Origin of the sequence: Lysinibacillus zambalensis (assembly GCF_040183165.1) — a bacterium.
In the GTDB taxonomy this organism is placed as follows: domain Bacteria; phylum Bacillota; class Bacilli; order Bacillales_A; family Planococcaceae; genus Lysinibacillus; species Lysinibacillus zambalensis.
The window spans coordinates 12,458-25,640 of sequence record NZ_JBEGDG010000027.1 but is presented as its reverse complement, the minus strand read 5'-3'; the positions used below and the strand labels follow the sequence as shown (position 1 = coordinate 25,640).

Genomic DNA, 13,183 nt, shown 5'->3' with positions numbered 1-13,183 from the left:
TATGAAAAAAATGAGCTTAATAATAATTTCTTTATTAGTATTTGTCGGTGGTTGTAGTTTATTTGAAAAGAAGGAGCAAAAAGTGGCAGTAAACGCAAATTCAGGGCTAACTGCAACCGCGAAAGTAATTGGTAAAAATAATGAAAGCTATGGCAATGCATATTTTGAGGAAGAGGATAATGGGGTTAAGATGACACTCGCGCTATCAGGGGTGCCAGCAGGAAAACATGGCATTCATATTCATTCCGTTGGGAAGTGTGAACCACCGACATTTGAATCAGCAGGTCCTCATTTTAATCCAACGAGTAAAGAGCATGGGAAGGATAACCCTAAAGGTTATCATTTAGGAGATCTTCCAAATTTAGAAGTTGGAGAAGATGGTAAAGTAGATCTAAACTTTTTAGCTGAAGGGCTAACATTAGAAAAAAATGCTGCCAACTCATTGTTACGTGAGGGGGGCACTACATTAATCATTCATGAATCAGAGGATGATTATAAAACGGATCCTTCGGGTAATTCTGGTGCTAGAATTGCTTGTGGCATTATTCAATAAGGACAATGAATCGACTGTATCTAAAGAAAATCACTTTAGATACAGTTTTTTTGTTTTAAGGGTAAAAATCGACAACAAATGAAAGTCCGAAATCATCACTTTTAGTTCATTACTTTTCACCATAGCGTGAGGTTGATTTCCGTTCCGGCTGGGCACTTTGTTGCTGAAGAAGAAAGTAAAGATTACTTCGATAATGAGTATGCATTTTTATACATATAGAAATCAAAATTATTTTCTTAAAAAAGAATTTAATGGTTTAATATAGATAAATTCGGTTTGAAGAAGTTATTAATTTAATGCGGGAATATTAGGGATTTGAGGGAAATAGTATAATTATAAAAGACTGAATTTACAATAAATTAATTGACATTAATATACTAAATTTGATAATTTTAAATAGATTCTTATTTTTAACCAAGGGGGAAGGTTACTATGAAGAAAAAACAATTCAAGCTATTAATGCTATTAAGTGCCTTTGCGCTATTGATTTTAGCTGCATGTGGGTCTGATAGCGGAGCAGGTTCAAAGGGCTCGGATAAGGGTGATTCGACAGCATCTGCTAAGCCGGATTTTTTGAACTTATTAACAGGTGGAACACAAGGGACTTACTATGCACTAGGTGGGACATTTGCTGATTTAATTTCTAAAGAAACAGACATTAAAACGACGGCTGAAGTATCTCAAGCATCTGCTGCCAACATGACAGCTTTGCAAGATGGTAAAGGTGAAATTGCCTTCGTGCAATCAGATATTGCTTTTTACGCAACTGAGGGAACAATGATGTTTGATGGTAAAAAAATTGATACAATTGCTGCTCTAGGTGCACTTTATCCAGAAACAGTCCAATTAGTAACGACTGAAGCATCGGGCATTAAATCATACGCTGATTTAAAAGGGAAAAAGGTTTCTGTAGGTGCACCAGGTTCTGGAACTTATGCAAATGCTGAACAATTACTTGAAATTCATGGTTTAAAAATGGATGATATCAAAGTACAAAACCTTGATTTTGGTGAGTCTACAGACGGTCTTCAATCTGGTCAAATCGACGCAGCGTTTATTACTGCTGGTACGCCAACAGGTGCTGTTGAGGCATTAAATGCAACAACTAAAGTAAATATCATCGGTATGGATGCTGGTAAAGCGGATGAGTTAATCGCTAAATACCCTTACTATGCAAAAGATACAGTAAAAGCTGGTACGTATGGTATTGCGAAAGATACTGAGACAGTTTCAGTGCTTGCAATGCTAGCGGTGAAAAAAGATCTTCCAGAAGATGTTGTTTATTCAATGACGAAAGCTATTTATGATAACACAAATAAAATTTCACACGATAAAGGGAAATTTATCAAAGCTGAGACAGGTTTACAGGGAATCAGTATTGATGTTCACCCAGGTGCTCAAAAATACTTTGATGAAAAGAAATAACAGAACGCTCGAAGATTAAATGTAGGTTTTATCAGGCGAATGTAACGTTATTTTCTTAAATACAAAGAGGCTCGGATTGCGTAAAGCTTCGAGTCTCTTTTCTTCCTTAAGTAGTGATAAAACGCGAATAGCTTTTAACCTATTTCAGCAGGTGTCTTTTGTACCGAAAGCGTAGCGACAGGTACAAAAGACACCTGCTAGAAATATAGGAACTCAGTCTAAAAACGCCACGTCCTGTGTCAACGACTGAGTGACCAACATCATGTTGTCGCTGACGCTTCGCTTTCGCACAGGCAAAACCCTTTGTTGACGCTTCGTTAGCACTGCGCTTTCGCACAGAAAACATTTGTTGGTCTAAAGCCTCTGGCGGATGTCACGGAATTGGAAAGGAGTTCTTTGTGCTTGCGCAAATCCGATTCCGGACGCAATTATGCTGAGGCATAATCGGTGTGGGGGAAAAGATGTGGTGCAAAAGAGAACATTAATTATTGTTTTAGCTTTTTTATGTATTTGCTTCAGTATAGTCATTTTTCTTCCTCTTCAAAAGGTATTCGCATTTACGGAAACGCGTTTAAATGACCCGATTGTACATTATATACCACTTACAACTGAGGATAGATTTGATATTAGATATACTCACTCTATCCATAAAACGGATGTACTCGAACATTATAAATGCGTAGATGGAACTAGTATTCAAATGTTAGGGATGGAGTATGAGAGTTTAGCGATTGGCATGCCAAGCTATGCAGAGGAAAATCAAACATTAACAGAGCGAAATGGGAAATATTTTTTGCAGTTTGACTATGAAGTTATTGAAAATTTTACGATTTATATAGGCGATTTAGATTTAGATCTTGTATTAGATTACGAGGATTATGATTACGATTTAAAAAAGGATTTACAAAGGGGAAAATCCTACTTATTTGAGGTGAAGCGTTTATCGCTTTATGAACAATGGAAAGGAGTAAGGATGAAATGACGACACAGCATAAATCAAACGACGAAGTAAAAAAAGAAGAATTTGAACAAATATCAGCAGAAGAGCAACAAGCAATACTTGAGAAGTATGATATTGAATCCAATGTACGAACGATTTCGGGCATGATGAAGCATGTCATTTTCTTTGGATTACTAGCATTTTCATTGTTTCAACTTTACACAGCAATTTTTGGCCAATTTCCAGCGCAAATTCAGCGTACGATACATTTAGGTTTTGGTTTAACCTTAATTTTCTTATTATTCCCAGCTCGGAAAAAAGCGGCAAAGAATAAAATTGCATGGTTCGATTATATTTTAGCGGTATTATCCATTGTAGTAGGTTCGTATTGGACAATGAATTATTCAGAGCTTGTGAATAGTAATGGTACCATTACTCAAACAGATTTTATTGTAGGTCTCGTGGCGGTTGTATTAGTACTTGAGGCAGCTCGCCGTGCAGTAGGGTTACCGATTACCATCATTGCTGTAGGTTTCTTAATTTATGCATATTTCGGGCCGTATTTCCCAGCTTTTATGGCACATAGAGGGCAAGATTTTGAGAGCATTGTTAATCTCATGTATTTTACGACAGATGGGATTTTTGGAACACCGATTAGTGTTTCTGCTACATTTATTTTTGTGTTCTTACTTTTTGGAGCGTTCCTTGTCAAAACGGGTGTTGGTCAATACTTTAATGATTTAGCGGTATCTCTTGCGGGAAAATTAATTGGTGGCCCTGCAAAAGTGGCGGTATTTTCTAGTGCGCTTCAAGGTACGATTTCGGGAAGCTCTGTAGCGAATGTTGTAACATCTGGATCCTATACGATTCCGATGATGAAAAAACTTGGCTACCGTAAAGAGTTCGCAGGTGCAGTTGAAGCAGCGGCATCTACTGGTGGGCAGTTAATGCCTCCGATTATGGGTGCGGCAGCGTTTTTAATGGTTGAGTTTATCGGCCGCGGAATTACGTATTGGGATATTGCGAAAGCGGCGGCGATCCCTGCATTACTTTATTTTACAGGTATTTGGATTATGACGCACTTCGAAGCGAAACGCGTAGGTTTAAGAGGCTTACGGGATGATCAAATGCCAAATCGTCGAGAAGTATTTAAGAAAATTTATCTTCTATTACCGATCGTCGCAATTATCGTTTTAATGTTAACTGGTACGCCGGTAATGCATGCAGCACTGTACGGTATTATTATTTCTATTGGTGTCGCGATGTTTAATAAGGAAACACGTTTAAAACCAAAAGATATTATTGACGCATTAGTAGAGGGGGCTCGTACAGCACTTGGTGTCGTAGCGGCAACGGCTTGCGCGGGTATTATCGTAGGTGTTGTTGTGAAAACGGGTCTAGGCTTAAGCTTAGCGAATAGTTTAGTAGAATTAGCGGGTGGTAGTATTATTTTAACGCTAATTTTTGTCATGATCGCTTCCCTAATTCTTGGGATGGGGGCTCCTACAACAGCAAACTATGTCATTACATCAACGATTGCTGCTCCGGCAATCGTAGCGTTATTATCACCGAATACACCGCAGGAATTAGTACCAATAGTCGTTTTATTATCGGCACACTTCTTTGTATTCTACTTTGGGATTATCGCTGATATAACACCGCCTGTTGCACTTGCTGCTTTTGCGGCTTCGGGAATCTCTGGGGGAGATCCGATTAAAACAGGTGTAAACTCAGCGAAGCTTGCTATTGCAGCGTTTATTATTCCATATATGATTGTATTCTCACCTGCGTTGTTAATGATAGATACAACTATACCTCAAATTATATGGGTAGTATTCACGGCTATCACAGGAATGGTAGCTATTGGTGCGGGAGTAATCGGTTACTGGTATCGCAAAATGCTTTGGTTTGAACGTATTATTGCGATTGCAGCTGGTTTGCTTCTTATCTATCCAGAAAAGTTTTCAGATTGGGCAGGTTTAGCCATCTTTATTGCAATGTTTGTTATCCAATACGTAACACAGCATAAAGGTAACGATGACGACGATCGAAATAGTAAAACGAGTGTTACAGCAGCTTAAGTAAAAAGTAAAGGGCTTATGTCCGATATACAATTAAAAAATAAGAATCTACTCATTTTCTGAGTTAGTAAGTGCATGCCTTGTATGCTTACAGGTATTTGCTTAACTTACAAGCTGCGGGAATGAGCGGATTCTTTTTCTTTTGTAGTTGAAAACGAAAGTGGAATAAGAAGCACATACATAATTAATAATAAAATTTCAAGAAAATTGATTATCAAAATATGTTCAAAAGTAAGCAAAGATTGATTTTTATCCTTTTGTAAAATGCTATATAATCGGTCATTGCAAGAGATGAAAAGTGGAAAATACTTAAAAGAGGATAAATATGTTTAAAGGAGTTCGGTTAGAGGTATAGGTTAAGTGTAAAAAGTGAATAATCTTGTATTTGTGGTAATAGTAGTGATGTTTTTAAGTATGTCTTTTTCAACGAGTGCTGAATCGCAAACATATCAAAGTGATAGGAAGTTAACTTTTTTGGAAAGTGTGTTGACCCTGATTCAGAAGGGATACCAGAGTTTAGGACTTAGAAAAGGTTCTACACTATTTTTCATTTTGGTTAACTTAATAATTTCGATGAATTCATATATCAAAAAATTATTTTAATAAAATTTATAACTGGTTAATAAAGGGTATCTATTTATTGGGTACCCACTTATTACAAATATGTCGAAAGGAGATTGCAAAATGAAAAAAGCCTTTTTACTATTGGCTTCAATACTTTTAATGTTCTCTCAATCGTCACTGGGTAATCTATCTGTTTATGCGACAAGTAATGGCGAGAATGATATTGTATTGCCAAGTGAATATGAAAATGAGAATGAAGCACCAAACAAAGAAGCTGAAACCGTAATTTCAGATAACGAAGATGAAGCTATATTGCCAAATGATAGTGATGATAATATTTCTTCTCCAAGCAATGATGATGAGGAGGAAATGGGACCGTCAAACAGTGTGGATGATAGTACCATTCTCGAGATGAATAATGAGGATGATTATATAACAAAAGATGTAGACAATGGTATTGCCGTTATAGGATATCAAGGTGATAAATCAGATATCGTAATTCCTAGTAAAATCAATGGTAAACCAGTTATAGAAATAGGGGAGTTCGCATTTAACGATAAACAATTAACAAGTGTAGAAATCCCCTCAAGTGTGACTAAGATAGGACTAGTGGCATTTCATAGAAATCAATTAACAAGTGTAGAAATCCCCTCAAGTGTGACAACCATAGAAGGATGGGCATTTTCTAATAATAATTTAGAAAGTGTAGGAATCCCCTCAAATGTGACAACTATAGGAGACTATGCATTTTCATATAATCAAATAACAAGTGTAGATATCCCATCAAACGTGACAACACTAGGAGAGAACGCATTTAGATCTAATTCATTAGATGTTGTAACCTTTTATGGAGAACATAAATTCCAATGGACTGGTCGAGCACCTTTTGACGTCCAGAATAAAAGTGGTAAATCTTTCCTTGGGTGGTTTGAGGATGAAGAATTTGATATAAGTTGGGATAAATCTGTGACTAAACCAATGACTATTTATGCTAAGTGGAGTCCGTTGACTGTCACGTTTGATGCAAATGGAGGCAGCGAAGTTCAATCGCAAACGATCATATATAATGAATTAGTGAAAGCCCCATCCCCTCCAGAAAAAGAAGGGTACACATTTGAAGGTTGGTATAAAGATAAAGAGCTAACAGCAATATGGTATTTTGATCAAGATGTGGTGAAAAAAGATATCACGCTATATGCTAAATGGTCGAACGCAAGCTCAAGCTATACTGTTACGTTCGATACGAATGGAGGCAGCGAAGTTTCATCGCAAAGAGTGGGATATAATGAATTAGTGAAAGTCCCATTCCCTCCAAAAAAAGAAGGGTACACATTTGAAGGTTGGTATAAAGGCAAAGAGCTGACAGAGGCATGGGATTTCGCTCAAGATGTAGTGAAAAAAGATATCACACTATACGCTAAATGGTTGAAAGCAAGCTACATCGTTACTTTTGATGCCAAAGGAGGTAGCGGAGTTTCATCTCAAACAGTGGGATATAACGAATTAGTGAAAGCGCCAGTTGTTCCAAAGAAGGAAGGCTATACATTCGACGGCTGGCACAAAGATAAAGAATTGACAGTACTATGGGATTTCGCAAAAGACGTAGTGACTAAAAATGTTACGTTGTATGCGAAATGGACAAGGGATAATGCATCAGGCGGAGGATCTGGTGGCTCAGGAGGGTCTGGCGGAAGTTCGCCAAGCTATAAAGTCACTTTTAACTCCAATGGTGGAAGTGAAGTGCCGTTCCAAACGGTGAGCTATAACAACCTAGTGAAAGCCCCATCCACTCCAGTGAAAGAAGGCTATCAATTTGAAGGTTGGTATAAAGATGCGGAGCTTAAAAATGTATGGGACTTTGCGAAAGATAGAGTAACAGCAGACATAACGTTGTATGCAAAATGGCAAGAAGGTGACTATATTGTTACTTTTGATTCTAACGGAGGCAGTAAAATTTCGTCGCAAACAGTGGTATATAAAGCTATAGTGAAAACTCCTTCTAATCCAAAGAAGAAAGGCCACATATTTATCGGCTGGTATAAAAATAAAAAATTCACAAAAGCATGGGATTTTTCAAAAGATGTAGTTACAGAAGACCTAACATTATATGCTCGATGGATGAAGGATAGTAAGCGCTGTGACATTACTTTCAAAGATATTGATCATAACTGGGCACAAGATATGATTAAAGAAGTTGCCAAGCGATGCATTATTATAGGTTATCCAGACGGCACTTTCCGACCAAATGATATGATTCAACGTCAACATGTAGTGCTTATGATTGATCGTGCATTACAACCAACATCAATCCGAGAGGCTGTAACCTTTTCGGATGTCCCTAAAAGTCATATAAATTATGAACAAATTACACGACTACAACGAGCGGGTATTGTGGATGGTTCAAATGGAGCATTTCGACCAAACGCTTCTATAACACGTGCCGAAATGGCAAAAGTGATGGTGCTTGCATTTGGCTTAACGCCAGAAGGCAATAGTACATTCAAGGATGTTGACTCGTCACACTGGGCGAGTGAATATATTGCCGCATTAGCAGACCATAACATTGCACAAGGTGATGAAAACGGTCGTTTTAGACCAAATGACAACTTAACACGTGCAGAATTTACGGCAATTATGTACCGAGCACTTGGTTTATAGGCCTTACCACGAGGGGAGATGTATCGTAATTTGATCCATCTCCTTTTTGATGAAATTCGATCTAAAAAGTAGATTATTTTTATATTTTTTATGCATAATGAGCATCGTTTATTGCTTTTTCTGCAAAGGTCATTGTATAATTCTTTTATCAGAAAATTCAATTAAATGAATCGAGGAGGTGTAAAAATGGACAAAATTTTTAACTCGAAATTTGAAACGTATTTAATGGATCAGGAATTGGAGCTAAATATCGAAGAGGAAAAAAATGAGGAGCAACTAACAATGGTACATTATGAAGAATATCCTGAAGGATTTTTTACAAGTTTATAATATTTATTTGAGGGACTGTGCTAAAGGTAGAAATTACTTTTAACACAGTCCTTTGTTTTTTTACATAAAAGTTGGGAGTAGTATTTGTAGGAATGTATGCTAATGAATTTAGGTGGATCTTCATTCCGGCTGGGCGACTTCTCGGGGATTAGCGTTAGAGGAGTGATAACGCCTTTGTGACCAACCTTCGTTGGTTTAGATGAATACTTTGAAGATTTATCGGAACAAAATCTCGCTTTATCGGAATGTTTTCTCATTTTATCGGAATAATTTCCGTTCTGACTGGGCGACGACTCGACGCGCCCAGTCAGAACGAAAATCAACCACAATCTATAGTTATTGTCCTCTTTTTTTTATGAATTCGTTTCATGTATAATGGGAAACAAAAATGCGTATAGAGGTGTGGTTATGTCAAATGCAGTGTTAGAGGAAACAATTTACCAATGGTTTGAACATTTTCATAAATACCCAGAGGTCAGTTGGAAGGAATTCGAGACGACAAAAAAAATCGCGTCGATTTTAGATGAGTTAAGCGTATCCTATCGGTTGTTAGGAGATGTTCCGGGGCTAGTTGCTGAAATTGGTACAGGTGATGAAATTATTGCTGTACGTGCAGATATAGACGCATTATGGCAGGAAGTGGATGGGAAATGGCAAGCAAATCACTCATGTGGTCATGATGCCAATATAACGATGGTACTTGGGGCTTTATTACTGCTGAAAGATCGACCATTGCAACATCGTGTTCGTTTTATTTTCCAGCCTGCTGAAGAACTTGGGAATGGAGCTTGTGCTGCCTTTGAGCGAGGAGCGGTTGATCGTGTATCGCATTTATTTGGTGTTCATTTAAGACCAATTGAAGAACTGCCACTTGGTAAGGTATCGCCTGCGATTCATCATGGGGCAGCCTATTTTTTAGAAGGAACTATTCGAGGTACAGATGCCCATGGTGCTAGACCTCACCAAGGGAAAAATGCAATCGATGTGATTATGGCCATACAACAAATGCTCAATAGCATACATTTATCACCTTTCGAGCCTCATTCTGCAAAGCTAACGAAGATTGTTGCGGATGGTGGTAGTACGAATATTATTCCAGGCATTGCGAGCTTCTCGTTGGATATTCGAGCGCAACATAATAATCAACTAGAGTTACTTCGTAGTCGTATTGAATTTGGCTTAAAATCGATCCAACAGCAGTTTGAGATTGATATAGACTGGAAATGGATAGACTTTACACCTGGTGCTGAGGTTTCTTCAGTTGCCGCACGTATGGCTAAAGACGCAATTATTGAAACACTTGGGGAAGAGCATCTAGCAGGGGAAATCACAACACCTGGAAGTGATGATTTTCATTTTTACACAGTTAAAAAATCTGAATTAAAAGCAACGATGATAGGTATTGGAGCCAACTTAACGCCTGGATTGCATCATCCAAAAATGACTTTTGAAAGAAGTGCATTAATGGACGCTGCGAAAGTACTTGCTTGTGTGTTAGAAAAAAAACCTGAATACGAATAATGATTATGAGAGTGAGCTCTGTCAAAATTCTTTTGATAGAGTTCCTTTTTATTTTCTTTTTTATAGAAATATATGAATATTCCGCATTGCTCCAAATAGCTATTTGAAAGCGTTTTATTGCGCTAAAACAGTAGAAATCGCTCGAGAAGCATAAAATTTTTGCGTTGACTTTTAATTTTTTGAATATTATGCTAAAAAACGTAAAAAATTATTTGCGTCTTTGACAAACTAGCTTGGCAACTGGTGCAAAAAAAGGGGATGGATTCATGAAAAAAGATATTAATGCTGGTTGGGCACTTCTGCCTTTTGTAATAATGATTATAGCTATGTTAATTACAGTAGTTGTGTTAGAGCAAAGTCCTCACGTACCACTTATTATCGGAACAACTGTAGCAGCAGTAGTTGCCAAAATGCATGGATTTAAATGGATGGAAATTGAGGAAATGATGTATAAGGGGATACGTCTAGCTTTACCTGCAATTGTTATTATTATTTTAGTAGGTTTGACAATCGGCGCATGGATTGGTGGCGGCGTCGTAGCGACAATGATTTATTTTGGTTTAAAATTAATTTCTCCAGCTTGGTTTTTAGTAACAATCATGCTGTTATGTTCAATTGTTTCATTGGCGATTGGTAGCTCATGGTCAACGATGGCTACAATCGGTGTTGCTGGAATGGGTATTGGTTTAAGTATGGGAATCCCTGCAGCAATGATTGCCGGAGCGGTTATTTCAGGTTCATACTTTGGTGATAAGATGTCACCGTTATCGGATACTACTAACCTCGCAGCAGGTTTAACAGGTACCGACTTATTTGATCATATTAAGCACATGCTTTATACGACTATTCCAGCTTTAGTCATTGCAATCGTTGTATTTGGAATTATGGGAAGAAGCTTCGCGGATATTTCAATGCAATCAGAAAGCATTTTAACAACATTAAAAGTAATGGAGGAAAGTTTTGTTATTTCTCCTTGGTTATTGCTTGTACCAGTTGGTGTAATTGTATTGGTAGCGAAAAAAGTGCCTGCGATTCCAGCTTTAGTTGTCGGAATTATCTCAGGATTCTTACTACAAATCTTCGTACAAGGCGGTACACCTACAATGGCTGTACATGCTTTACAAGAAGGATTTGTTATTTCAACTGGCAATGAAATGGTGGACAACCTATTTAACCGTGGTGGCTTAGATTCAATGATGAATACGGTTTCAATGACGATTGTGGCTATGACATTCGGTGGAGTGTTAGAATATTCCGGCATGTTAAAAGCACTTATGGATGTCATTGTGAAATTTGCTAAATCTACAGGAAGCTTAGTTGCTTCAACGATTGCTGCATGTATTACAACAAATGCTACATGTTCTGAGCAGTATATTTCAATTGTTGTACCATCACGTATGTTTGCGAATGTGTATCGAGAGCGTGGCTTACATTCGAAAAACCTATCTCGCGCGTTAGAAGATGGGGGAACACTAACTTCTGTATTCTTCCCATGGAATACTTGTGGAGTCTTTATTTTAGCGACGTTGGGTGTAGGGGCAATGGAATACGCACCATATGCAATTATTAACTTCCTAGTACCTATTATTTCAATTTTTTATGCATATATCGGATTTGCGATTGTTAAGCTAACACCTGAAGAAATGGAAGCGGCAGAGAAGCGCAAAAAAGAGGAAGAACTAAACGATACTAATATGGTCATGGCTGACTAAATCCAAGTGTTAAAAGTCACTTTTCCTGATGATAAGCTCTCGCGGACGAAGAAATTTCTGCGAGAGCTTGTCATTTTTCAATAGACTGCAAAGTTCAATTCATAAATTGTACGTGGGCGACCTTGTTGGTGAGGCATTTCTTCACCAACCACTTTAGCATATCCGTTATCCACTAATTTTTTAATAATGCGCTCTGTTGTGCGGCGTGTAACTTGTAAGTGTTCTGCAAGGTTATGAGATGTAAATTGAGCTGATTGGCGCTCCCTGCTAAAATGAATGATCTTAGAAATATTTAATGGACTTAAGCTTGTTTGCTTTGCCATTTGTAAAATGTAGGGATCATCTGTTTTTAAAGTTAGACTCAGCTCTGATTTCGGGAATGGACCTAGCAAGTTTTTATGCTCATCGAGTATATAAATTTCACAAGGTTTAGCAAATGTTATTGCATTTTTGGCATTATGGTTAGCCTCAACTATAGAGTGACCATACCCAAATGCTAACTTAAATGATTGATTGGTTTGTTGTAATAAGTTCTGTAAGTTCTCTTTTTCGAGTGCCTTTTGCAAATGCCCAGCTGTCGTATATAGTTCAAAAGAATAAGGTGAAATTTCTTTATAAGTTGAATGCGTAATGGCTGTGATTTGCGTGAGCATGTTATCGTCTATAGGTTTATTTTCAGAAGCCTCTAATAGTCCAACGGCAGCTTTCACAGATTCAGATTTTGTAAGAAGTGATTGAGATTTCGTTTCTTCTAGGCATTGAATAATGGAGTTAGTTGCATCTAACATACGCATTGCCGGTATTTGAAGAGCTTGTAATTCATCAAACACGCTATGAATACTTGTTATGACAAAATCAATGCTGTTAGCCTCCCATAAAGCGATATGATGCTGCAATATAGATTGAGTAAGTTTAGTGATAGAAATAGTCTGTATATATGGTTTTGGACCAACATACTCTATTTCTGTTAAAACATTTTCGACAATAGCTGGATTCATAACATCGATGGAAATTCTATTTAAAGGTACCGCATGATTCGCTACAAGCGATAATAAAGTTGTAGAAATAGCCGTCTCATCTTGTTTTATATAATTCCAAGGTATTGGTAGCTCTGACAATGCGGACTGGGCATGTAAATAGGGCAACGTGCCGCCGAATAAAAGGGCATCACATGGCTTAATTTCCTTTAACAAAACAGGTGCCTCTGTAGGTTGCTTGTAAAGATAAAAATCTATTTGAATATTCTCTATGTTTTGTGCGATACTATTTATACGCTTCATAAATGCTTTAGAGCAGATAACCGCTATTTTAGTAGACATAGGCATGTTCCTTTGCTTCTATATTTTTTTGATAATTAGCGACGTATTAGCGACAACTATATTATACAGGAGACTGATAA

9 protein-coding genes are annotated in these 13,183 nt (G+C 37.5%); 8 read left to right on the top strand and 1 reads right to left on the bottom strand.

All coding sequences use genetic code 11. The features are described from left to right. The first annotated feature begins 1 nt into the window (after nucleotide 1). The 8 genes from ABNX05_RS22975 to nhaC all read left to right on the top strand — a co-directional run bounded on the left by ABNX05_RS22975 (nucleotide 2) and on the right by nhaC (nucleotide 11,784). On the top strand, nucleotides 2-553 hold the full coding sequence (locus ABNX05_RS22975; protein WP_349661815.1) for a superoxide dismutase family protein: 552 nt from the start codon (nucleotides 2-4) through the stop codon (nucleotides 551-553). A 432-nt stretch (nucleotides 554-985) separates the two neighbouring features. Continuing rightward, the gene (locus tag ABNX05_RS22970) at nucleotides 986-1,978 is read left to right on the top strand and encodes a TAXI family TRAP transporter solute-binding subunit (RefSeq protein WP_349661814.1); all 993 of its coding nucleotides are present in this window, start codon (nucleotides 986-988) and stop codon (nucleotides 1,976-1,978) included. A 463-nt stretch (nucleotides 1,979-2,441) separates the two neighbouring features. Then, nucleotides 2,442-2,960 carry a DUF1850 domain-containing protein gene (locus tag ABNX05_RS22965; RefSeq protein WP_349661813.1) on the top strand — a complete coding sequence of 173 codons (519 nt, stop codon included), beginning with the start codon at nucleotides 2,442-2,444 and terminating at the stop codon, nucleotides 2,958-2,960. Further along, the gene (locus tag ABNX05_RS22960; RefSeq protein WP_349661812.1) at nucleotides 2,957-4,999 is read left to right on the top strand and encodes a TRAP transporter permease; all 2,043 of its coding nucleotides are present in this window, start codon (nucleotides 2,957-2,959) and stop codon (nucleotides 4,997-4,999) included. Before ABNX05_RS22965 ends, ABNX05_RS22960 begins: the two co-directional genes overlap by 4 nt. Nucleotides 5,000-5,683: 684 nt before the next feature. After that, nucleotides 5,684-8,221 (top strand): InlB B-repeat-containing protein, encoded by a 2,538-nt coding sequence (locus ABNX05_RS22955; RefSeq protein ID WP_349661811.1) that lies wholly within the window; start codon nucleotides 5,684-5,686, stop codon nucleotides 8,219-8,221. Between the two features lie 186 nt (nucleotides 8,222-8,407). Next, the gene (locus ABNX05_RS22950) at nucleotides 8,408-8,551 is read left to right on the top strand and encodes a hypothetical protein (RefSeq protein ID WP_349661810.1); all 144 of its coding nucleotides are present in this window, start codon (nucleotides 8,408-8,410) and stop codon (nucleotides 8,549-8,551) included. Nucleotides 8,552-8,959: 408 nt separating this feature from the next. Beyond that, nucleotides 8,960-10,072, top strand: a complete 1,113-nt coding sequence (locus tag ABNX05_RS22945) for an amidohydrolase (RefSeq protein WP_349661809.1) — start codon at nucleotides 8,960-8,962, stop codon at nucleotides 10,070-10,072. 266 nt (nucleotides 10,073-10,338) lie between these two features. Next, nucleotides 10,339-11,784 carry a Na+/H+ antiporter NhaC gene (nhaC, locus tag ABNX05_RS22940; RefSeq protein ID WP_349661808.1) on the top strand — a complete coding sequence of 482 codons (1,446 nt, stop codon included), beginning with the start codon at nucleotides 10,339-10,341 and terminating at the stop codon, nucleotides 11,782-11,784. A gap of 77 nt (nucleotides 11,785-11,861) precedes the next feature. Here nhaC and ABNX05_RS22935 read toward each other — a convergent pair whose 3' ends face one another. Continuing rightward, nucleotides 11,862-13,103, bottom strand: a complete 1,242-nt coding sequence (locus ABNX05_RS22935) for a hypothetical protein (protein ID WP_349661807.1) — start codon at nucleotides 13,101-13,103, stop codon at nucleotides 11,862-11,864. Nucleotides 13,104-13,183: the final 80 nt, after the last annotated feature.

Coding starts and splice junctions, on each gene's coding strand:
- ABNX05_RS22960 (WP_349661812.1), top strand. CDS start 2,957: ATGACGACACAGCATAAATCAAACGACGAAGTAAAAAAAGAAGAATTT.
- ABNX05_RS22935 (WP_349661807.1), bottom strand. CDS start 13,103: ATGTCTACTAAAATAGCGGTTATCTGCTCTAAAGCATTTATGAAGCGT.
- ABNX05_RS22950 (WP_349661810.1), top strand. CDS start 8,408: ATGGACAAAATTTTTAACTCGAAATTTGAAACGTATTTAATGGATCAG.
- ABNX05_RS22955 (WP_349661811.1), top strand. CDS start 5,684: ATGAAAAAAGCCTTTTTACTATTGGCTTCAATACTTTTAATGTTCTCT.
- ABNX05_RS22970 (WP_349661814.1), top strand. CDS start 986: ATGAAGAAAAAACAATTCAAGCTATTAATGCTATTAAGTGCCTTTGCG.
- ABNX05_RS22975 (WP_349661815.1), top strand. CDS start 2: ATGAAAAAAATGAGCTTAATAATAATTTCTTTATTAGTATTTGTCGGT.
- ABNX05_RS22945 (WP_349661809.1), top strand. CDS start 8,960: ATGTCAAATGCAGTGTTAGAGGAAACAATTTACCAATGGTTTGAACAT.
- nhaC (WP_349661808.1), top strand. CDS start 10,339: ATGAAAAAAGATATTAATGCTGGTTGGGCACTTCTGCCTTTTGTAATA.